Here is a 20,326-nt window from a genome sequence, read left to right on the forward strand (position 1 = left end):
GCGTGATCGCGGCGTTCCTTGCTACTGCGCCAGCCGCCAGACACCAAGCGGGATCAGATAAAGGCCAAGCGCCAGTATGGCCGCCAGGATCAAACGCCTGAATGCAGCTTCTGAAACCCTTTTGCGCATTTTCTGGCCTGTCCAAACTGCAAGCAATGTCGGGATCACGAGTATGATGGAGGCCAAGGTTTCGCGCCCGCTTACGAGCCCGAAGCTGCCCAGAGAGATGCCGAGCGCAACCGTTGAGAACAGAAACAAGAGCCCCATAGCCTGAATTAGCTGATCTCTCGGCAAACCGATCGCCTGAAGAAACATGACGCCCGGTACCGTGTAAGATCCGGTCAGTCCCGAGAAAAGCCCGTTGACCAAGCCTAGCCCAACACCGAGCGGCACTTCAATACGCGCTGGTATTGCCAGAACAACTCCTGCCAGCAGCGGCACGGCATAAGCCACCATCAAGATACCCAGCACCAGATCGGCCGCTCCAACCGGGAGGCGTGTCAGAACCAACGTGCCCGCACCGAGGACAAGGACGGCGGCACTCAAAAACGGCCACAGGCGTCGCAGCAAGACTTTCAGGTGACCACCCAGAAGCCCCTGCCAGAGGTTGGTTAAAAATGCCGGCCACAGGACCAGCACCATCGCCTTTTCCACGCCGACAAAAACAGTCAACAGGCCCAACCCGATTGTCGGCAGGCCAAACCCAACAAGCCCTTTGACAAAACCGGCAACCAGAAATGCCGTGATTGAGATCAGTATCAATTCCGGGCCTGCATTCACCAGTCCGGTCAAGATAAATCTCCCGGTATCATTCCTGCCCGCTTGCCGACGCGTTGAAAGCCTTCATCATGTTGTTGGCTTCGCCCGCCTCAACGCGCTTTTCCAGCTCATTTTGAAAGGCACTGATGTGTTTCAGGCAAGGCGACTTCTTCGAAAACATGTAGTGCAAGGAGTTTTCGAGTGCTGGCCAGGGCAGCGCTTCAACCTGACCTTCAGCGCCAAGATCTTTCAGCATCATCTCACCGGCCTGACGCGCGATGACCAGATAATCGGCCTTGCCATCCACAAGAAGTTCCATATTGGTCGAGAAATCATCGAAGGACTGACGACTGATGGTCAGGTGTTTGTTCGCGAAATCGTCGAACTCTTCACCGAAAGTCGCACCAAAGGGTGCTAACCCTTGCAAACCTATCAAATCTTCAAGCGACCCAGGGCGGTCTGACATGCCGGCGCGCACAAAAATCGCTACCGGCTCCTTGATAACAGGTGAGCTAAGCACGTAGTTCCGAGCCCGATCCTTGGTATGGTAAGCGCCGGCGACCATATCGATCTCACCGCTCTCGAGCTGAACAAACACGCGTTTCCAGGGCACTTTGGCACCAAACGCGACATCAACCTTCATCGATTGAAAGATTTCTTGCGCAAGGTCCGGAAAGACACCGCTCAAATCTTCAGCGTCCTTGTGCCTGATCGAGATCGGGAACCAGACATTTGACCCGTTTATCTTGATTTGATCGCAGCTTCCCGTACCTGCAAAACCGTTCGGCATGGCCGCCATGCCCGAAACCAAAACCAACGACAAATAAACAGCAGCTCTGCTGCAAAAATTCAGACACATTCGATCGCAACTCTGAAAAATTCACCCTTAAACATACCAACCAATCAAGCGTCTAGCGGTTCTCCGGTCAATGAAAAAGCCGTAGATGCCGACCCTATTGCCCAACCAAATCGCAATGCATGACTGGATTGCATAAAAACCATTGTCATAAACACCAATTCAAACCCCCATGTCTGGTCAGGCTGCGCATTGAGATGCTAACACTTGGTCATGACGTCTTCCTCGATTTTCAAGATGCCGAACACAGTGGCTCGACATCTCTTCCTGCAAAAACATGGCCTTAGCGAAACACCGAGAGGCAGTGGCAAGGGCGAAGATCTGGCTACGTTGATCACGAAACTCGGGTTTACCCAGGTCGACAGCATCAACACCGTGGCGCGTGCGCATCACATGATCCTGGCAGCGCGCAGACCCGCCTACAAGGAGAAGAACCTCAAGCTTTTGCTGGAGCGGGACAGACTTGTCTTTGAACATTGGACCCATGATGCATCGGTTATTCCAACTCAATTCTTTCCGCACTGGCGTTTGCGCTTTCAACGGGACCGGGAAGCCCTTACCGGGCGTTGGCGCAACTGGCATGACAATGGATTTGAAGCCAAGATCGAGAACGTTCTCAAGCAGATCAGCGATCACGGTCCGGCAACGTCGGCAACTGTCGGCGAGGACGAAAAACGCAGCAGTGGCGGATGGTGGGAGTGGCACCCTTCCAAAACCGCTCTGGAGTTTCTCTGGCGAACGGGTGAGCTTTCCGTCTGTCACCGCGCTGGCTTCCAAAAGGTCTACGACCTGACCGAACGCGTCATACCACATGAGAAACTGAACACCCGTTTTGATGCCGAGGAAACGATCGACTGGGCTGCGCGCTCGGCCATGGAACGTCTCGGGTTTGCGACCTCGGGTGAAATTGCGGCTTTCTGGGACCTGATTACCCCGAAGGAAGCCAAGGACTGGTGTCAGGTGGCACATGGCAGAGGCGTACTGACAGAAGTTGAAATCGAATGTGCTGATGGGTCATTTCGCCGGGTGTATGCCTTTCCTGAAACGGTCGAGACCCTCGACACCGTCGAAACACCGCCTTCGCGTGTGCGGGTCCTATCACCTTTTGATCCAGCGCTCAGAGACCGGAAAAGAAGCGAACGGCTATTCGGCTTCAGCTACAGGATTGAAATATTCGTTCCGGAAGCCAAGCGCGAATATGGGTATTACGTCTTTCCGGTGCTCGAAGGTGCTCGCCTCATCGGTCGCATTGACATGAAGGCGCTTCGGAATGAGGACAGGCTGCATGTGCGTGCCTATTGGCCGGAAAAAGTGTTCGCGCGTCAAAAGCGCGAACGGCAAAACTTGCGTCGGAACTCAACCGCATGGCCCGCTTTGCGGGGTGTTCGGAAGTCAGCTATGAACCCGATTGGCAAAGGACGCGCTAACGGCTCGTCGCAATGCAATCGCTCGCTCGCCTCTCCTGAGCCAATCTCAGTTTGTGCCTCTTACTCATTGCTTTTTCAGTATTTTCCCTGACAAAAAAGTTAAAAATAAACTAACCAATCAAGCGCATCATTTGCTATCGAGCCACGAGGTTGATGATGCGTCTGTCAAACAAGAAACCGGCTGTGACATGGCCCAAACTCAGCGGACCACACATATGTGTGGGGGCTGGACAAAGGGCGATGGATCTTGCACGCAAGAGCCTGATAAGCGCCGCAGAGCTGCGGGACGGCAAACTCAGCAAAGCCGACATCGAGGCTGTTTTTGACTTCCTGTCCGCCTCTCAGGACCTCTTCGACATCTATCGCTCCAATTACGAGGCCTGCGGCCGCATCCACAAGAAGCAGCCCTTCGTAGGGGCCAACAAGGACTTCTTCGCAATGTCGGTCCTAAGATTCCTGTGTTTTGATGTTGTGAGAAAAGTCTTCGAACCGCAGATCAAACGTGCGGACCCATCCTGGGAAATCGAATTTCTTCAAGCTTTCGCAGCTTATATCTGCCGAACGTCGGATGCTCAGTTCATTGACGAACTGTCTGAAGCCTATCGCAAACTTGCCAAATCACACGGTAACGAGATTACGGCCATAACGATTGCCAACGACAAGTCCATCAGAGCAATCGTTGGCCGCGTTTCAAAGCAGTTCCCATCAGAACATATTGATTTCGTGAACTTTTCAAATGCCGTGAACAAAGCTCTGTCGGACAAATACGAGACTTATGGCCCTTCGCCGATCAAAGTTTCAGAACCTGTGATTGAACTGTTTTTCAACACATTGAAAGACCCAGAAAAGTCCAATTTCTTCCGTAAATCGGTTATGGCCTAGGGAAAGCTGCATTATCTGCGGCTACAGAAACGCAAGTCACCCACGCACCATTCTCGAGCGGTTTTGATAAGAGAACACATTTACTTTAGATTGCATTTTTTCCTTGATCATCTTTAACGTGAGCTTCATGCTGCATCGCAAAAAATCGATCGAGTCGAGACATGTTCCGTTTCTTCAACAGCCACCTTCCTGTGCTTGTCGTCGCCCTGCTGGCGTTCTGGACATTGGCCCAAACTGTTTCTTTCGCGTTTTCGGTCGGCAACGCAACTCTCGCCTATTCAACTGTCGAGACGGTGCCAAACTCCGCTGAACCTATTGAAGCTTCCACAAGGAACGCACCATCAGGAACTGCGGAACAGCAAGGTCAAAGATCCTGCTTTCTGACCTGTTTCTCCGATGCTGACTTTTGTTCAAGCCACTGTTCAGCGACATTGGCCATGGCCCCGGCCGAGAGGGCGCGCGATTGGAGAATTCAGCGCGCTGGCAGGGCGAAGCCGGATGTGCTTGACGGTGTTGAAGTGCCCGTCGACCCTGCACCTCCCAAAACCTTCATCTAACTCCGCAACCCGGCCAAACCGGGACCTTGTTTTGTCATCTTCGGAGTAAGACGAATGTCTTCCAATTCTTTGCATTCAAGCGGTTTTGCCGCGCAAATCGAACGTACCTTTTCCCCCGGACCCGACCGTCTGACCGTCCGCCAGAGTGACCAGGTCGCTTTGCTCCTGCGGCTTGGACTTGGGTCCGTCTTTGTCGTCGGCGGCTGGTGGAAGCTCCAACGGGCAATCGACGCCGGCAGAGCGAGCGAACTCGTTGAAAAATACACGGCTTCAAACGGCTACATAAATGATTTTTTCCAGTCGTATCTGTTCCGTGGCGACTGGTTGTCCGCTTGGGGCTTCCTGACGGCACTCTCAGCCTTCGAGCTTGTCGCAGGTATAGCGCTCGTAGCCGGTCTTCTTGTCCGGCCGCTTGCAATTGTCTTTGGCCTGCTGATGTGGTCGTTCGTTGCTGCCCTCCCCGTTTCAACTGTGCCTGGTCACGACACATCAGCCAGCACCTTCTTCACGCCGGCGATGATTGTCCAGATCCGCGACATCGGTCTGTCCGGAATGTGCTTTACACTTGCAGTTCTCGGATCAGGCAGCATGAGCCTCGATGAACGTTTGACCGGACGCGGAGCCGGCGCACAAACGGCGGACTGGTCGGCTCTTGGCCTGCTGCTGCGCCTTTCGGTCGCCGTTGCCTTTCTGGCTGGTGGATTTTTCTACGGACTCGATCATGTCAAAAGCTGGTCCGGATTTCCCCTGCTGCTCATTCTTGTCGGCTTGACACTCGCCTCAGGACACGGGGTCAGGATCGCGGCGGTGGCTGCCTTCCTGATCCTTGTGATTTATTGTGCCGGCAAAATCAGTTTGGACAAGACACTTTGGGACAATCTGAATGCCATCAAGCGTGAGTTTGCCTTCCTGGCAGCCTCATTGGTCCTGGTCCGCTACGCAGGTGGTGCAGGTTTCAGGGTTTCTGACTTGCTGTCTGCACCAAGAGAGGTGTTCTTCGGAAAATTGCGCAACTGATCTTCAGGAGAACGCGTAGCTTCACGGTGCTGAAAAGCCAGGCGTCTTCGCTTTCATAAAAAACACAGGAGACGCCACAAATCGGCGTCTCCTCAGGCTGTGTGCCAGCTCCCGGGTTGCAAAGTCGCTCGCCCAGTGCTGGTCTTCGGCCCGTTTCAGCTACCCGGATGCCAGACTTTGTTTGAGACCGGCAATTGCGCGTGCACGCACATCATCAAAACTTGATGTTTCAAGCAGCTTCCCGTTTCGATAGACCACTTTCAATTGGTCATCCGACGGGTCCACCTCGTCGAATTTTCTAGCAACCAATTGACCGTTTTTGACAACGACCGCCTGACGGCCCGCCTTGGATGCCTTGTTCGGGTCGGAAACAGGCATCTTGAAAACGTCCTTCCATTGGCCGTCCCCGGTTCTCATCGCATTTGCCTTCATCGCAAAACGCATCGTGTCCCGATTGACGTGCTGCAGCAGGCCGCCCCCCATGCCAAAGGCGATATTGTCCAGTGACCAGCGTTGCCGCACCATTTCATCGACAAGTTGCCTGATGGTCGCAAGCGTCATTCCATCACCCTGAATGACCCTGACGGCCGGATTGAGCACCCGTGCTCCCTTGGCGTTTTCCGCACCACCGTAGCTTTGCCAAAGCGTCTCAAGAGCCTTCAGGGGGTCTCAACTGGGCTTCCGGAATCCGGTCTGATGACAACCGTTGCACCAGATGACAGTACCTGGTCCTTCAGGGCACCGCACCAGATGTTCTTCACGGCGTTGTGGATGTCATAACTGTCCGAGACAACCGCAACCAACGCGTCCTTTTGTGCGAACTGATCGAGCATGTTGGCGTAGGCAGCCGTCTCGCGCTCCGGGCCCCAGCTTGTCATTGTCGAGTGTTCTGCAGCTGGAATGGAAAAACCGGCAATGTCGGCATCATAGAATTCCGTGGCAGCTTCCAGAGCCTCCATCGTGTCGGTGCCAGCAAAGTTCACAAGGTGCGCCATGCCTCCGAGAGCAGCGCTCTCCGACGAAGAAACACCGCGTGCGCCAAAATCGTGCAGCTTGAACGGAATTTGCTGGTCCGGTTCATCAGAGGTTGCCAGCAATCCGCGATAGATAACCTGTTTGCATTTGAAGGACATTGTGGCGACCGTTGAGGGATACCAGACCGCGCGCAGCAGCGCGGTTTCGACCCACGTGGTCAACCAGGGCATGCGGTCATCGGTGTTTTCCAGCTGGACCAGCGGCACGCCACTTGGCACCAGCGAGCCTTCGGGCAGCGCCTTGATTTCCAATGGCAGCAGGCCAGCGTGTTCGTCAACAATCTGCTGCCAGCCTTCCCGGTTGAACGGGACGCCGTGTGCCAAGCAGATTTGAGCAGCCCGCTCAATGTCCTTGACCGTTATCGGCCGTTGAAGCGCCTTTTTCAGATAGGCCTGAAGGCCGAAGAACAACACGTTGCCCGAAAATGGATTGGCGCGTGCCTCGACATAGGCCGAGATCTGCCGAGCCTCGGGCGGGTATTGCCTGTAGTGAGATTGCTTGTAGCTATCTGTTGCCAATAGTGGATTTGTCATTGTGAACTCCTCACGCGACAAGGTGAACGTGCCAGAGGGGCTCCCCCTCAGGCGAGTGAACGATCCAGCATCACAGATCTGCCATCAGATCGATGATGGACCAGTGATCTTCGAAGAACTGCTCGGGTTTCAGATCCCCCAGCCGATGCCAGTTCGCCGATCTGGCATCATCTCCGCCGGTGACCGAGAACAGCTCACGCCGCTCCGGGAGCCTGAAAAGGTAGGCATGTGTGATGATGCGGCCACGCAAAGACCTCTCGGGATGATCGAAAACCCGTGTTTTCGCGCCATCGATGAAAGATGCCAGCATCGCAGGAGGTATCTCGCCCTTGTGGTCGCTGATCCTGGTTTCTTCCTTCAACTCCCGAATGGCCGCATCGCGAATGCTTTCTTGCGGGTTGAGAAAACCACCCGGCAATGCCAACAACCCTTTGCCCGGCGCTTCTCCGCGCTCCACCAGCAGAATATTGCCAGACTGAATGACCACCGCATCGACGGTCACAAAGGGACCGCGTCCCCATTTATCAGGGTAGGCGTCGAGAAACTCAGCCTCTTCCAGAAGCCCCCGAAATGGGTCCGATAGAGCGAAAGCCTTGAGCCATTCGGATACTTCGTTCGAAAGGACCGATTGCGAAATCACAGGAATGCGCTGGAAGAACTGTTTCCTGACATCTGTCGAGGAAAATGTTCCGTATTGGCTCGCGAGCTGAACATTTCCCCACTCGGGAAAGAGCTTCAGGTAGTAGCTGCTCCGATCCTTGCCGTAGCCAGCCAAGGCAATCCGCAAGTCCTGCAATCCGTGCAATACGACCCCGCCCTTGTTGTAGTGCTCAAGAACGGTTTCGTTGACCACGCGCTGCACCTCTGTACACCACGCTGTGTCTGAATAGGGGTGATCCTGAACGGGTTTCAACACCAGTCGTCCGGTCGTCAATTCGTGCTTGAAGACCTTCGCGAACATGTCCTCGCGCTCGGAAAATGTGAAGGGATTGCGGGGGGTGCGTGCCTGCCGTGCAGAACCGATCAGCACGATCAAAGTATGGACCTTTTCAAGCGCTGATCGGATCACGGCCTCATGACCGATATGCAGCGGCTGAAAACGGCCGATGAATACGCCGTAGTCAAACTGTGACATTCGAGTCTCCCTCGAATTGATGGATGGTCAGTCGAACTCCTCGACTGAAGAGATATTAATGCTCAATTTGAGCATATTCAAGAGATTTTGAGAAATTTAATGAAGAATGACTCAGGAGCAACGGTTTCTGACCAAGTTTCCAGACAAGTAGCGAAGAGAGGTGCGGCTTAGGTCCAGCTCAAGACGACTTTCCCGGCCTCCCCCGACTTCATTGCTGCAAAGCCTTGCTGAAAGTCATCAACCGCAAACCGGTGCGTGATGACATTCCTGACGTCCAGGCCGTTTTGAAGCATGGCGATCATTTTGTACCAGGTCTCGAAAATCTCGCGGCCGTAAACGCCCTTGATCGTGATCGCCTTAAAGACAATGCGAGACCAGTCCACCGGAGATTTTCCCGGCGGAATTCCCAGAAGTGCAATGCGCCCACCCATCACAAGGTTTTCCACCATCTGGTCGAGGGCAATCTGGTTGCCGGACATTTCCAGACCGACATCGAAACCCTCTTTCATACCTAGTTTTTGCTCAGTACCTTTGAGGTCTTCCTCGGCGACATTGACCGGAACAACATCGGCGACCCGTGTTGCAAGGTCCAGGCGCGCTTGATTGACATCCGTGATGACCACATTGCGGGCACCTACATGGCGCGCAACGGCAGCTGCCATGATGCCAATCGGACCTGCTCCTGTGATGAGTACGTCTTCGCCGACAAGGTCGAAACTCAGCGCTGTATGCACTGCATTTCCAAGCGGATCCAATATGGCACCAATTTCATCGTCTATCTCATCAGGAAGCGGCACCACGTTGAAAGCCGGCAGACGCAAATATTCGGCAAAAGCACCCTGTTCGTTGACCCCAATGCCGCGGGTTTCGGGATCAAGGTGAAACTTGCCTGCGCGCGATTGACGAGAGTGCTTGCCGATCAGGTGCCCCTCACCTGAACAGCGTTGACCAATTTCGAGATCCGTTACTCCACTGCCGATCTCGACGATTTCACCGGCAAATTCGTGCCCGGTTATCAGAGGCACGGGAACTGTCTTCGATGCCCATTCATCCCAGTTCCAGATGTGGATGTCGGTTCCGCAAATACCCGTCTTGTTGATACGGATCAGAACGTCGTCCGGGCCTATTTCGGGAACGGGTGCCCGGGTCATCCAGAGCCCTTGCCTTGGTTCTGCCTTGCACAGCGCCTTCATCTGATTGCTGCTCATAACAAAACCCCTGTTGCCTTGCCGGCCTTGGCAAAGGCATCCAACGCCCGATCAAGGTCGGAGCGGGACAAAGCAGCGTTCATTTGGGTTCTGATACGTGCCTGTCCCCGTGGTACAACGGGAAAGAAAAAGCCAGAAACAAAGACACCCTCTTCAAAGAGCTCGGCTGCCATTGCCTGAGCGAGTTTCGCGTCACCCAGCATGACCGGCACGATTGGATGTTCGCCTGGCAGCAGCTTAAAGCCGAGGCTTTCCAGGCCCGTTCGCCAGTAACCGGTATTGTCGAAAAGGGCCTGGCGAAGATCATCCCCTTCTTCGACGAGGCGGATGGCTTCAAGTCCGCTCATCACGACTGCAGGCGGCAACGAATTGGAAAACAAATAGGGCCGCGCCCGCTGGCGTAACAGGTCGACAACGGGTTGCGGTCCGGCAATATACCCACCTATGCCACCACCCAGCGCCTTTCCCAGTGTCCCTGTCAGAATGTCGACGTTTACACCGAAATGCGCTGGTGTGCCTTCGCCCCTTGGACCCATGAAGCCTGTCGCATGGCAATCGTCCACCATGACGACGGCGCCATATTTCTCAGCCAAGGCAGTGATCTCGGGGAGCTTGGCCAGATAACCATCCATGGAGAAGACACCGTCTGTGGCGATCATCATGTGCCGGGCACCGCCATCACGTGCCTCCTGAAGCTTTGCCTCCAGATCCGTCATATCGGAATTGGCATATCGGAAGCGTCTGGCCTTGCAAAGACGGATGCCGTCGATGATAGACGCGTGATTGAGCGCGTCCGATATGATCGCGTCCTCAGGTCCGAGAAGAGGTTCAAACAAGCCGCCATTCGCGTCAAAACAGGCAGCAAACAAAATGGCATCATCCTTGCCCAGAAAACCTGCCAAACGTTGCTCGAGTTGACGGTGGATGTCCTGTGTTCCGCAGATAAAGCGCACCGAAGCCATGCCATAACCCTTGGGTTCAAGCGCTTTTCTCGCTGCTTCCTCGAGCGCTGGATGATCAGCCAGGCCTAGGTAGTTGTTGGCGCATAGATTGATCACGTCACGTCCACCAACCGTTATCAGACCGCCTTGTGGCGACGTAATCTGGCGTTCGCGCTTGTAAAGCCCTTCCGCTTCGATCTCTTTCAGGGTCTCGTGGATATGTGACAGGAAGGCCTCGGACACGGCATTTCTCCGGCAAAATGGATATTTCATCCACTATGCCGGATTTTCACTCGCAATAGAAGAGAAGATTTCCGGTATCACGGATTTTTTGACACCTGCGCGAATTTTTCACGTCATCGGGGCATGGTTACCCCTGCCATTCGAATACCAGCGTAAAGCAATGCACCACCGGCGCATTTGTTGAACAAGGAGACGATCCAGTTTTTGACCCCTCCCCTGGTCAGCCTGTCTCCCAGGAAAGCGTAGGCCGTGTAGGATGTCAGGTCTATCAGGAAGGTCACGCCACCCATGATCAGGATCTGGGGCAGAATGGGTTGCTCGACGTTCAGAAACTGCGGCAGTATCGCTGCAAAATACAAGAGCGCTTTCGGATTGGCGAACTCGATGACAAAGCCCTTTGCAAACAGGCTCTTCAAACTCGACAACTGTTTGTCGCGCTTTACGCTGAGAGCACCGGCCGGTGCCAGAAGCGACGTCAGTCCGAGCCAGACCAGATATGTAACCCCGGCCCATTTGATGATTGAAAACACGAGATTGGACGCGACGAGCAAAGATGCGATTCCTGTCGCCGAAAACACGAAATAAATTGCATTGGCAAACGCAATCCCAAAAACACCGGCAAGCGCTCGTTTGCCGCCGTTTGCCGCCCCTTGCGCAGCGACGGCGACCGCTGCAGCGCCTGGTGTGAAAACGACCACGGCAGTGGTGATGAGGAAAACCAAAAAGACATCGAATTGCATTCCGATCTCCAATTTCTGCAAGAGAAAGCGTATTGGGTGCCGTCAGGCAGCTGCCACGATTTCGATCTCAACCAGCCAATCGGGTGTGAGCGTCCTGACGACGATGGCAGTTGTCGGCACCCGTCGGTCTCCAAGAGCCCTGACCCTTGCGTTCTGGTTCTTTTCTGCAAGGTCGGCGCTTGTCAGATAGCTCGTAACGCGCACGATATTATCGCACGTCATATCGGCGGCGTTCAGGATGCACCGAAGATTGTTCCAAATCAGTTCAAGCTGCTCGTCCAGTCCATCCGGAGCGCGGCCCTTTGCGTCGAGACCCATCGTGCCACTGACAAAAAGCATGCGACCGGGGCCCTGAATTTCCAGCGCATGAATGTAGTCCGGTGTCGCCGGGTATATCCCGGATACGGGATTGATCATCCTTTCGTTCATGCCTCAACCTCGCTTGCTGAATTTCTTCTTCCGTGAGAGCATGAAGCTGAATAAAATTTTGATCAATGCGGAAGAGGCCGAATGACATCAAATAGAGAAGACGTTCAGAAAAACAGGCTGTCGAAGAGGCCGCTGGATGCATTCGACCGAAAGATATTAGGCAAACTGGTAGGCAACGCCCGCCAGACCTATGCCGAAATCGGCGAGGAAGTCGGCCTTTCGGCACCGGCAGTGCATGAACGGGTCAAACGCATGACCGCTTCAGGAGTTATCAAAGGCACAAACGCTGACATTGACGCGATGGCGGTCGGCAAGCCTTTCCTGGCCTTTGTTCATGTCGATGCAAGCGGCTGGGGCAAGAGCGAGAGGATGATGCGTCTCAGGGACTTTCCGGAAGTCGAAGAGCTCCACTCCGTTACGGGCGATACTTGCGTGATCTTAAAGGTCAGAACAGCCAACGCAGACGCAATGGAAAACTTCCTGGCCCAGGTCTATGCCCTGCCCGGCGTCCGGGCGACGCGGAGCTACGTTGTGTTGACAACATATCTGGACCGTCCTGTTCAGGCCGAAGTGACCGAAGAATGGCCAGACGTCCCGATGCCAAAAGATTAGAGTGGCCTCGACAGAACATGTGTATGTCTTGTTTGAAACTCTATGCTGACAAGGCTGCTATTGCGGTCCCAGAAAGTGCAAATTTTAGAGAGGGCGTTTCGGTTCGTCATGCATTAGCCGAAGTTAAGTCATGTGAACATCTTCGCCCGGGATGGTGATACGTTGGCAGCGTTTTATAGAAAGGCATTTTGGAGCTTGAACAGTGCCATCAGTGAAAGGTCAACACGCCTCTAGGACGCTGCCCAGCAAGCCTCAGAACTTCACGACCATCAAGATAGCACGAGCCGGACCTGATATCGCTTCTATGCAATGGGGCACGTCAGCGGCATAGCGTGCAGTATCGCCCTTGTCGATGACGCCCTTGGCAACACCCGATGTCACCTCCAGCCGTCCTTCTTCCGCGATCAACTGCTCGCGGGTTCCGCGTTCGTGAGGTTTGCTCTCCAGTTTGCCGCCTTTGGCGAAAATAAGCTCATAGACTTCAAACCGGCCGGTGTCCTGTGGCGGTGACAGAATACGGATCTTGCACCCGTCTCCTGCCCTATCAAGCGCGGGCGTCTGATGCTCATGCAGAATTTCCACCCGGTCTTCTGGCGTGTCCTCGCCCAGGAGCCCTGCAAAATCGACATTCAAGGCCCTTGTCAGGTTGAGCAATGTCGCAACGGTTGGATTTGATTCCCCGCGTTCAATTTGACTGACCATGGATCGAGACACACCGGAAATCTTTTCAACTGCCTCCAGCGAAAGGCCCTGGGCACGGCGCGCTTTTTTCAAGCGCTCTGGCAAACGTGAGAGAATTTCTGAATCAGTCATGACGCTGAAAGGATCTACGGAAAATTCCCGCTTGTCACGTCCGGTGTTAGCGAACGGCGCGATTGAACAAGCTTTACCTATGGAAGTGAAGCGCTTCTGTCCTACCTACGTGAATGAACGCGTTTTCACGTAAACAGACCGGACGGGCAGCAGGTGCTACGAGACAAGCGGATTGACCTCGATTCAGTCAAACGCAAGAAGCTGATCGAACGACTGCTGCAAGAGATCAGCCGCTCGCAGGGTGATCTATACTATCAATCAACGAGCACAATCGCGCTTCAGATAAAAGAATACCTCAAAGGCGATGCCAAGTTGAACGCCGAGGAAAAGGCCTTGCTGGAGCCACTCTCTCAAAGAGACATAGAAGTTCTGCTGAGCTTGCATTGACCCCACTGCATCCATAGGCAGTCTATTGTGTACCTGCGCATCTCCTCTACCCAAGCGCCCGCATTCGGCACAAGGGTTCGGACTGGACCGCCTTTCGCTGGGCTGACTTAAGGAATCCCAATGCCGGACGTATGGCCTCGTGAGCCGGCTTGTGTTCCAGATAGTCAAGAATTCTGTAGAGATTGATCGGTTGTTTCTGGATAAGCGAAATAACCTTTTCAACAGCAAGGTCATAAGGATAGGCGTCGATGAACTGGCAGGCTGTCTGTGTTGGTGTGAGAATATAGTAATCCTTGTCCCGTTTGGGAGTATAGCGCGTCACATCAAAGGGAGATGCCCCGAGCACCTGAGGCTTTGGAATGTAGCAAGTAACGTCGGTTGCCGTGTTGTACAACACAGAACCAGACGTCTGTCTGAACCCCAGACTTGCGAGTTTTGATACGGCATGACGCCGCATCGCGGGACTCATTATTTCGGCGTCGGAGCGGTCGTATTTCAGATCATCAAACACAGAAAATATTTTGAGATCGACATCAGCGAGCAGCATATAGGGGCCGAAATCTGTCGTGAAAGCCGCGCTTTCATCAGGAATGATGTCCACCCTTTGCACACCAAAGGCCCTTCAATAAGTAGATACGCCAACCGCCTCGATCCGTGGCTCCTTGTACGCGTCGACAGGATAACACCACACATCTTTTCGCTCAGTTGTTAGTCAAGACTTGGCGCTCGAATTTTCACAGTCAATACCAGGCGTCAGCAGCTCGATTAACCGGAGCAAGGCGAATATTACCAATCGCTGTTCAGTTTCTGCTGCTTTTTCGCCCTCGCGTCCCCAAGCTCACGGGGACTGAATGCGTCGTCGTTTCCGGGGCGCATCCTGTCGTATTCGGAACAGTTCAAGTACCGCGCTCTCAAATAGCGTTCCCTCAACGACTTGAGCGGCAAATGCCTGCTTGAATAAACCGCAATATTTGACACGCCCGGAGACATGAAGATGGCCAGCGATATTGAGATTGCCCGCGCAGCCAAGATGAAACCTATTCAGGACATCGGCGAGTGGCTGAGCATTCCAGAAGAATCCCTGCTGCCCTATGGCCGCACGAAGGCCAAGATCGCAGCTGACTACATTGAAAGTCTCGATGGGCGCAACAGCGGCAAGCTGATCCTGGTCACAGCCATCAACCCGACACCAGCAGGCGAAGGCAAGACGACGACGACTGTTGGTCTTGGCGACGGTCTGAACCGGATCGGCAAGAACGCCATGATCTGCCTGCGCGAACCTTCTCTCGGCCCATGCTTCGGCATGAAAGGCGGCGCTGCGGGCGGTGGTTACGCACAGGTCGTACCGATGGAAGACATCAACCTGCATTTCACAGGTGACTTTCACGCCATCACCTCCGCTCACAACCTGCTGGCTGCGTTGATTGAAAACCATATCTACTGGGGCAACGAACTTGGTATCGACCAGCGCCGGGTCACATGGCGCCGGGTGCTCGACATGAACGACCGTGCGCTGCGCTCCATTGTCTGTTCGCTCGGCGGCGTTGCCAACGGCTTCCCTCGGGAAGGTGGTTTCGACATCACCGTTGCTTCGGAGATCATGGCGATCCTTTGCCTGGCAACGGATCTGGATGACCTTCAAAAGCGTCTTGGTGACATCATCGTGGCTTATCGCCGTGACCGTACGGCAATCAGAGCACGCGACCTGGAAGCGGACGGTGCCATGACCGTGCTGCTGAAAGAGGCGATGCAGCCGAACCTGGTTCAGACACTGGAAAACAACCCGGCCTTCATCCATGGCGGTCCATTCGCCAATATCGCGCATGGCTGTAACTCTGTTGTCGCCACACAGACAGCTCTGAAACTTTCTGATTATGTTGTGACCGAGGCCGGTTTCGGTGCGGATCTCGGCGCGGAAAAATTCTTCGACATCAAATGCCGCAAGGCTGGTCTGTCGCCTGATGCAGTTGTCATCGTTGCCACGATCAAGGCCCTGAAAATGAATGGCGGCGTCGCCAAAGATGATCTCGGCGCTGAAAATGTCGATGCCGTCACCAAAGGCTGTGCGAGATCTTGGCCGTCACATCGAAAACGTCAAGCAGTTCGGAGTTCCGGCCGTTGTTGCGATCAACCACTTCACAGCGGACACAGATGCAGAAGTTCAGGCCGTCAGAGACTACTGCGCCGATCTCGGCGTCGATGCCATCCTAGCTACGCACTGGGCCAATGGTTCTGCTGGAACGGAAGAACTGGCAAACCGCGTGGTTGAACTGGCTGAAAGCGGCGCAGCACAGTTTGCTCCGCTTTATGACGACAACCTGTCGCTGTTTGAAAAAATCGAGACCATCGCCAAGCGGATTTACCGCGCCGATGAGGTGCTGGCAGACAAGTCCGTGCGCGACCAGTTGAAGCGCTGGGAGGCCGACGGTTTCGGCGACCTCCCGGTCTGTATGGCCAAGACGCAATATTCGTTCACAACGGACCCGCAAATGCGCGGCGCACCGACCGGCCACAGCCTGCCGGTTCGTGAGGTTCGCCTGTCAGCAGGTGCCGGCTTCATTGTTGTCATCTGCGGTGAGATCATGACCATGCCGGGCTTGCCGCGCGTGCCCTCTGCCAACCATATCCGTCTTGACGACAACGGACAGATTGAAGGGTTGTTCTGACCGCGTCCGGATCGGAACGACAAACTGGAGGCGGATCACTCGATCCGCCTTTTTCTTTTTCAGGTAGCAAATCGGGTAAATCGCGGTTTCAAAACGCTAATCCGGCATACCAAACACTGCGAGACGCGCCCTTCCCGGCACTGCTGTCGCGTAAACGACTTGCCGTGTCGCATTGGAGATATCCAGGTTTCAAGCTTGAGGCATAAGGTTTTTTCTTAATCTGTTGGCCTTTCGCGCCCTGTATGCGCGCCCGGTGGAGCTGCCTTATGTCCGATGAAGACGATATCGATCTCGCCTCCCTGTCCGACGACGAACTCGTCGAACAGATGCATGATGATCTCTATGACGGTCTGCAGGAAGAAATCGAAGAAGGGGTGAACATCCTTCTTGGACGCGGCTGGACACCTTATGACGTCCTGACCAAAGCCCTCGTTGAAGGCATGCGTATCGTCGGCATCGACTTCCGCGATGGCATCCTCTTTGTGCCGGAAGTGCTGTTGTCAGCCAACGCCATGAAGGCCGGCATGGTAATCTTGCGTCCTCTGCTTGCCGAAACTGGCGCGCCAAAGGTCGGCAAGATGGTGATCGGCACGGTGAAAGGCGACATCCACGACATCGGAAAGAACCTTGTTTCCATGATGATGGAAGGCGCTGGTTTTGAGGTGATCGATATCGGCATCAACAATCCGGTCGAAAACTACCTGGCTGCCATCGAAGAGCATCAACCGGACATTCTCGGCATGTCGGCGCTGCTGACAACCACGATGCCCTACATGAAAGTCGTCATCGACGAGATGAAGGAAAAAGGCATTCGGGACGATTACATCGTGCTCGTCGGCGGTGCGCCTCTCAATGAGGAATTCGGCGAGGCTGTCGGGGCTGACGGCTATTGCCGGGATGCGGCCGTTGCCGTGGAAATGGCAAAGGACCTGATTGCCCGGCGTCACAACCAGCTGGCCAAAGGCTGAGGCTGAGACATGTTCAAGGAGGCTGCCGATATGCAGGCGGGCGAGCCTCTCTTTCCAATCGAAACGGAAGGCGACGCGGCCAACAAGATCGGCCGCGTGCTTGTGATCGCCTGCGGTGCCCTGGCACGTGAAATCATCGCGATCAGAGAACAGAACAAACTCGATCATATCGACCTCACCTGCCTGCCGGCAAAGCTTCACAATACGCCCGACAAGATTCCTGAGGAAGTTCGCCGAACTATCCTCATGAACAACGATGTCTATTCCGAGATTCTGGTCGCCTATGGCGATTGCGGTACCGGCGGGCTGTTGGACAAGGTTCTCCAGGAAACGGGTGCCCGCCGTATCGAAGGCGCGCATTGCTATGCTTTCTTTTCCGGACTGGACACATTTGACGACATGGAAGAGGACCAGTTGGGCACATTCTACCTGACTGACTTTCTGGCAAGGCACTTCCAGACCATGGTTATCGAGCCGCTCGGACTCGACTGGCACCCGCATCTGCGAGACATGTATTTCGCGCACTATACGCGCTTGCTTTACCTTGCACAGACCGACGATCCGGACCTCGAAGCAGCCGCGAGACGCGCCGCAGATCGACTGAAACTTCCTTTCGAAATCAAAAAGACCGGGTATGGAATGCTGGCGCCCTTTGTCGGCAGCGAACCGCCAAAGTGAATTCCGCCGTTCCCACCGTGGGATAAGTCGGTTTTTCACGTGCTGATGCCGCTATCAGGCGACCTGAAGATCAGCCCTTCCTTCAAAGATAGTTTGTCAGGTGGAGAAAGAGGCCATGGCGCAGAAGATCATCGTATTTTGGCGGGATATTCCGGCACAGATCCTTGTGAAAAAGGGACGGAAATCAGCCCGGAGGGAACTGCCTGCCATGTTCATGGAGGCAATCGACGCCTGCGCCATGAGGGTCGGTGCAAAGGACAGCGAAGCCTATATGGCCGAGTGGCGCCGTGCAGACCCGATTGAGGTTTCCGACGATCTGGAAACTGAGGCGGAAACGGCGTTGAGTGAGCTCGTGACGGCCTATCCGAAGGACCGTCTGAAAACCCTGTTGGCAAGTGGAGGCAGCGAGAATGACTGAACAGCGTCTTTTGGCGAATGGGCGGCTTCCCGCCTCGACGGAAATGTCACCCAAACAGGTGATCGAAAAAACGGAATTGCTTGCCAACATTCCCGCCGGAACGCAGGTCTATGTTACAGATCTCGGCAATGCTTCGGAAGATACCATTGTTGCCGCTGCCCGCACACTGACCAACCACAAGCTGACGCCGGTGCCGCATATGGCAGCGCGCCGGTACACGTCCTATGAAGCGTTTGAGCGGCGTATCCACCGGCTCACGCAAGAGGCAGGCGTCACCGAAGTTCTGGCAATAGCGGGTGAAGCTGAAAGATCCGGTCCATTGACCTCGTCTGTCGCCCTTTTGGAAACCGGTCTTTTCAACAAGCTTGGTATTCAAAAGATTGCAGTTGCAGGTCACCCGGAGGGCGCTCCCGACATTTCACCTGACGTCATCAGGGAATTTTTGAACCGCAAGCATGAACTGGCGGCCCAAAGTGATGCGGAATTCCGCATTGTCACCCAGTTCGGCTTCGACCCTCACCGGGTCAGCCTCTGGCTTGACGAGTTGCGAGACTGGGGCAACCTCTTTCCGGTGCATATCGGGGTGGCTGGTCCTGCAAAGATGACGACGCTCTTGAAATATGCCGCCTTTGCCGGCGTCGAGAACTCGCTCAATTTCCTGAAAAAGCGCGGTGGAGCAGTCGTCTCAATGCTTGCCGGCTATGACCCGGACACCATGGTTGAGCCGCTTGAAAACCGTGTTGTCAGTCAGCCGTCCTGCCAGCTCGTTCAAATCCACGTTTATCCGTTTGGCGGGGTCCAGAAAACAGCGGATTGGCTCCACAACCGCGGGAGCTGGTCCTTTCAATCCCCCTCTTCCACACTGACAGTCAACGAAAGCGCCTAAATGACCCGCACTGTTGTCGCCTCCGCCACCAAGGAAATCATCATCGGCTTCGACCAGCCGTTTTGTGTGATCGGTGAACGGATCAACCCGACCGGCCGCAAGAAACTGGCCGCGGAAATGAACGAAGGCAATTTCGAAACCGTCAAGGCCGATGCATTGGCGCAGGTCGCGGCCGGCGCTACGATGCTGGATATCAATGCAGGCGTTACCGCGGTTAATCCGAACGAGACCGAACCTCCGCTTCTGGTTAAAACTCTTGAGATTGTTCAAGAACTTACGGACGTTCCTTTGTCAATTGATTCATCTGTCACTGCGGCCATTGAAGCCGGGCTGGAAGTCGCCAAGGGCCGTCCGCTTGTGAATTCGGTTACGGGCGAAGAAGAAAAGCTTGAAGCGATCCTGCCGCTTATCAAGAAGTATAACGTTCCGGTAGTTGCGATCTCAAACGACGAAAGCGGGATATCGGAAGACCCGGATGTGCGCTTTGCCGTTGCCAAGAAGATCGTGGAACGGGCGGCCGATTTCGGCATCCCGTCACATGACATTGTCGTCGACCCTCTGGTCATGCCGATCGGTGCGATGGGAACTGCCGGCTTGCAGGTCTTCAAACTTGTGCGCCGCTTGCGCGACGAGCTGAAAGTGAACACGACCTGCGGTCTTTCCAACATTTCCTTTGGCCTGCCGCACAGGCACGGCATCAATGCGGGTTTCATTCCGATGGTGATCGGCGCAGGCATGACTTCGGCGATCATGAACCCCTGCCGCCCGCAGGAAATGGAAGCCGTGCGAGCTGCCAATGTTCTGAATGGAACGGACCCGAACTGCCAGGAATGGATCATGACCTACAGAGACCACCAGCCGGCAGCAGCGAGCGCTGCATCCGCGGCTCCGGCGGATGGCGGAGCGTCTGCCGGCGGCGGACGTCGCCGCGGCGGTCGCGCCGCGCGGCGGTCCGCAGGCTGACGTCTCCGAATGATCAGACAGGTTCGGTGACAAGATCGAAGCGCTGCTTCATTCCCCTCCCGTTTTCGGGAGGGGTTTTGTGCATCACGGGGGCGCAGGAATAAGCATCTGGTCTCTCCAGACCCCACAGGAGGTTTGTTGTTGCCAATGTGCATTCCTTCTCCCGCGGTCAA

At 54.8% G+C, this 20,326-nt stretch carries 21 protein-coding genes and 2 pseudogenes; 12 read left to right on the forward strand and 11 right to left on the reverse strand.

What is annotated here, in order from left to right:
- Nucleotides 1–21: 21 nt before the first annotated feature.
- Together ACZ1HV_RS05055 and ACZ1HV_RS05060 are read right to left on the reverse strand one after the other, a co-directional pair.
- On the reverse strand, nt 22–792 hold the full coding sequence (locus tag ACZ1HV_RS05055; RefSeq protein ID WP_472717502.1) for a sulfite exporter TauE/SafE family protein: 771 nt from the start codon (nt 790–792) through the stop codon (nt 22–24).
- Between the two features lie 16 nt (nt 793–808).
- Nucleotides 809–1,558, reverse strand: coding sequence for a substrate-binding periplasmic protein (locus ACZ1HV_RS05060; RefSeq protein ID WP_472717503.1), 750 nt, complete (start codon nt 1,556–1,558; stop codon nt 809–811).
- A 270-nt stretch (nt 1,559–1,828) separates the two neighbouring features.
- Between ACZ1HV_RS05060 and ACZ1HV_RS05065 the strand changes: the two are divergent.
- The 4 genes and pseudogenes from ACZ1HV_RS05065 to ACZ1HV_RS05080 all read left to right on the forward strand — a co-directional run bounded on the left by ACZ1HV_RS05065 (nt 1,829) and on the right by ACZ1HV_RS05080 (nt 5,498).
- A pseudogene (locus ACZ1HV_RS05065) lies at nt 1,829–3,042 on the forward strand (winged helix-turn-helix domain-containing protein).
- Between the two features lie 240 nt (nt 3,043–3,282).
- On the forward strand, nt 3,283–3,924 hold the full coding sequence (locus ACZ1HV_RS05070) for a hypothetical protein (protein WP_298814696.1): 642 nt from the start codon (nt 3,283–3,285) through the stop codon (nt 3,922–3,924).
- Between the two features lie 161 nt (nt 3,925–4,085).
- Nucleotides 4,086–4,481, forward strand: a complete 396-nt coding sequence (locus ACZ1HV_RS05075; protein ID WP_298814699.1) for a hypothetical protein — start codon at nt 4,086–4,088, stop codon at nt 4,479–4,481.
- A gap of 54 nt (nt 4,482–4,535) precedes the next feature.
- Nucleotides 4,536–5,498 (forward strand): DoxX family protein, encoded by a 963-nt coding sequence (locus tag ACZ1HV_RS05080; protein ID WP_472717504.1) that lies wholly within the window; start codon nt 4,536–4,538, stop codon nt 5,496–5,498.
- 159 nt (nt 5,499–5,657) lie between these two features.
- Here the strand turns inward: ACZ1HV_RS05080 and ACZ1HV_RS05085 are convergent, their stop codons facing one another.
- The 7 genes from ACZ1HV_RS05085 to ACZ1HV_RS05115 form a co-directional block, all read right to left on the reverse strand.
- A complete protein-coding gene (locus ACZ1HV_RS05085) occupies nt 5,658–6,098 on the reverse strand; it encodes a hypothetical protein (RefSeq protein ID WP_472717505.1) in 441 nt (146 codons plus the stop codon).
- A 59-nt stretch (nt 6,099–6,157) separates the two neighbouring features.
- Entirely contained in the window at nt 6,158–7,066 is a 909-nt protein-coding gene (locus ACZ1HV_RS05090) for a nicotinate phosphoribosyltransferase (RefSeq protein ID WP_472717506.1), read from the reverse strand.
- A 70-nt stretch (nt 7,067–7,136) separates the two neighbouring features.
- Nucleotides 7,137–8,201, reverse strand: coding sequence for an NUDIX domain-containing protein (locus ACZ1HV_RS05095; protein WP_472717507.1), 1,065 nt, complete (start codon nt 8,199–8,201; stop codon nt 7,137–7,139).
- A gap of 167 nt (nt 8,202–8,368) precedes the next feature.
- A complete protein-coding gene (gene tdh, locus ACZ1HV_RS05100) occupies nt 8,369–9,409 on the reverse strand; it encodes an L-threonine 3-dehydrogenase (RefSeq protein ID WP_298957984.1) in 1,041 nt (346 codons plus the stop codon).
- A complete protein-coding gene (locus tag ACZ1HV_RS05105) occupies nt 9,406–10,593 on the reverse strand; it encodes a glycine C-acetyltransferase (RefSeq protein WP_472717508.1) in 1,188 nt (395 codons plus the stop codon). The genes tdh and ACZ1HV_RS05105 overlap by 4 nt, the downstream gene beginning before the upstream one ends.
- Before the next feature lie 113 nt (nt 10,594–10,706).
- The gene (locus tag ACZ1HV_RS05110; RefSeq protein ID WP_298814717.1) at nt 10,707–11,333 is read right to left on the reverse strand and encodes a LysE family translocator; all 627 of its coding nucleotides are present in this window, start codon (nt 11,331–11,333) and stop codon (nt 10,707–10,709) included.
- 42 nt (nt 11,334–11,375) lie between these two features.
- Nucleotides 11,376–11,762, reverse strand: a complete 387-nt coding sequence (locus ACZ1HV_RS05115; protein WP_472717509.1) for a RidA family protein — start codon at nt 11,760–11,762, stop codon at nt 11,376–11,378.
- An 81-nt stretch (nt 11,763–11,843) separates the two neighbouring features.
- On the opposite strand from ACZ1HV_RS05115, the gene ACZ1HV_RS05120 reads away from it, so the two are divergent.
- Entirely contained in the window at nt 11,844–12,374 is a 531-nt protein-coding gene (locus tag ACZ1HV_RS05120) for an Lrp/AsnC family transcriptional regulator (protein WP_298814723.1), read from the forward strand.
- A gap of 252 nt (nt 12,375–12,626) precedes the next feature.
- Here the strand turns inward: ACZ1HV_RS05120 and ACZ1HV_RS05125 are convergent, their stop codons facing one another.
- A complete protein-coding gene (locus ACZ1HV_RS05125; protein ID WP_152502347.1) occupies nt 12,627–13,187 on the reverse strand; it encodes a helix-turn-helix domain-containing protein in 561 nt (186 codons plus the stop codon).
- A gap of 153 nt (nt 13,188–13,340) precedes the next feature.
- Between ACZ1HV_RS05125 and ACZ1HV_RS05130 the strand changes: the two genes are divergently transcribed.
- Nucleotides 13,341–13,574 (forward strand): hypothetical protein, encoded by a 234-nt coding sequence (locus ACZ1HV_RS05130; RefSeq protein WP_472717510.1) that lies wholly within the window; start codon nt 13,341–13,343, stop codon nt 13,572–13,574.
- 46 nt (nt 13,575–13,620) lie between these two features.
- Here the strand turns inward: ACZ1HV_RS05130 and ACZ1HV_RS05135 are convergent, their stop codons facing one another.
- Nucleotides 13,621–14,175: a hypothetical protein gene (locus ACZ1HV_RS05135; protein WP_472717511.1), complete on the reverse strand. Its 555-nt coding sequence runs from the start codon at nt 14,173–14,175 to the stop codon at nt 13,621–13,623.
- 387 nt (nt 14,176–14,562) lie between these two features.
- On the opposite strand from ACZ1HV_RS05135, the pseudogene ACZ1HV_RS05140 reads away from it, so the two are divergent.
- The 6 genes and pseudogenes from ACZ1HV_RS05140 to ACZ1HV_RS05165 all read left to right on the forward strand — a co-directional run bounded on the left by ACZ1HV_RS05140 (nt 14,563) and on the right by ACZ1HV_RS05165 (nt 20,153).
- Nucleotides 14,563–16,240: pseudogene (locus ACZ1HV_RS05140) on the forward strand (formate--tetrahydrofolate ligase).
- 266 nt (nt 16,241–16,506) lie between these two features.
- Complete coding sequence (locus ACZ1HV_RS05145; RefSeq protein ID WP_298814737.1) at nt 16,507–17,208, forward strand: corrinoid protein; 702 nt, start codon at nt 16,507–16,509, stop codon at nt 17,206–17,208.
- Between the two features lie 9 nt (nt 17,209–17,217).
- Nucleotides 17,218–17,886: a DUF1638 domain-containing protein gene (locus ACZ1HV_RS05150; protein ID WP_298957993.1), complete on the forward strand. Its 669-nt coding sequence runs from the start codon at nt 17,218–17,220 to the stop codon at nt 17,884–17,886.
- Between the two features lie 115 nt (nt 17,887–18,001).
- Nucleotides 18,002–18,304 carry a virulence factor gene (locus ACZ1HV_RS05155; RefSeq protein WP_298814743.1) on the forward strand — a complete coding sequence of 101 codons (303 nt, stop codon included), beginning with the start codon at nt 18,002–18,004 and terminating at the stop codon, nt 18,302–18,304.
- Nucleotides 18,297–19,190 (forward strand): methylenetetrahydrofolate reductase, encoded by an 894-nt coding sequence (locus tag ACZ1HV_RS05160; RefSeq protein ID WP_472717512.1) that lies wholly within the window; start codon nt 18,297–18,299, stop codon nt 19,188–19,190. Before ACZ1HV_RS05155 ends, ACZ1HV_RS05160 begins: the two co-directional genes overlap by 8 nt.
- Nucleotides 19,191–20,153 carry a methyltetrahydrofolate cobalamin methyltransferase gene (locus ACZ1HV_RS05165; RefSeq protein WP_298814749.1) on the forward strand — a complete coding sequence of 321 codons (963 nt, stop codon included), beginning with the start codon at nt 19,191–19,193 and terminating at the stop codon, nt 20,151–20,153. It begins immediately after the preceding gene.
- The last annotated feature ends 173 nt before the right edge of the window (nt 20,154–20,326 follow it).

This window comes from Roseibium sp. JB4-4, assembly GCF_055693425.1.

What these genes read in the sequence shown, in the direction of transcription:
- ACZ1HV_RS05060 (WP_472717503.1), bottom strand. Translation starts at nt 1,558, where the DNA reads ATGGCGGCCATGCCGAACGGTTTTGCAGGTACGGGAAGCTGCGATCAA.
- tdh (WP_298957984.1), bottom strand. Translation starts at nt 9,409, where the DNA reads ATGAGCAGCAATCAGATGAAGGCGCTGTGCAAGGCAGAACCAAGGCAA.
- ACZ1HV_RS05120 (WP_298814723.1), top strand. Translation starts at nt 11,844, where the DNA reads ATGACATCAAATAGAGAAGACGTTCAGAAAAACAGGCTGTCGAAGAGG.
- ACZ1HV_RS05115 (WP_472717509.1), bottom strand. Translation starts at nt 11,762, where the DNA reads ATGAACGAAAGGATGATCAATCCCGTATCCGGGATATACCCGGCGACA.
- ACZ1HV_RS05090 (WP_472717506.1), bottom strand. Translation starts at nt 7,066, where the DNA reads ATGACAAATCCACTATTGGCAACAGATAGCTACAAGCAATCTCACTAC.
- ACZ1HV_RS05155 (WP_298814743.1), top strand. Translation starts at nt 18,002, where the DNA reads ATGGCGCAGAAGATCATCGTATTTTGGCGGGATATTCCGGCACAGATC.
- ACZ1HV_RS05075 (WP_298814699.1), top strand. Translation starts at nt 4,086, where the DNA reads ATGTTCCGTTTCTTCAACAGCCACCTTCCTGTGCTTGTCGTCGCCCTG.
- ACZ1HV_RS05080 (WP_472717504.1), top strand. Translation starts at nt 4,536, where the DNA reads ATGTCTTCCAATTCTTTGCATTCAAGCGGTTTTGCCGCGCAAATCGAA.
- ACZ1HV_RS05150 (WP_298957993.1), top strand. Translation starts at nt 17,218, where the DNA reads ATGTTCAAGGAGGCTGCCGATATGCAGGCGGGCGAGCCTCTCTTTCCA.
- ACZ1HV_RS05145 (WP_298814737.1), top strand. Translation starts at nt 16,507, where the DNA reads ATGTCCGATGAAGACGATATCGATCTCGCCTCCCTGTCCGACGACGAA.
- ACZ1HV_RS05095 (WP_472717507.1), bottom strand. Translation starts at nt 8,201, where the DNA reads ATGTCACAGTTTGACTACGGCGTATTCATCGGCCGTTTTCAGCCGCTG.
- ACZ1HV_RS05160 (WP_472717512.1), top strand. Translation starts at nt 18,297, where the DNA reads ATGACTGAACAGCGTCTTTTGGCGAATGGGCGGCTTCCCGCCTCGACG.
- ACZ1HV_RS05070 (WP_298814696.1), top strand. Translation starts at nt 3,283, where the DNA reads ATGGATCTTGCACGCAAGAGCCTGATAAGCGCCGCAGAGCTGCGGGAC.
- ACZ1HV_RS05125 (WP_152502347.1), bottom strand. Translation starts at nt 13,187, where the DNA reads ATGACTGATTCAGAAATTCTCTCACGTTTGCCAGAGCGCTTGAAAAAA.
- ACZ1HV_RS05110 (WP_298814717.1), bottom strand. Translation starts at nt 11,333, where the DNA reads ATGCAATTCGATGTCTTTTTGGTTTTCCTCATCACCACTGCCGTGGTC.
- ACZ1HV_RS05165 (WP_298814749.1), top strand. Translation starts at nt 19,191, where the DNA reads ATGACCCGCACTGTTGTCGCCTCCGCCACCAAGGAAATCATCATCGGC.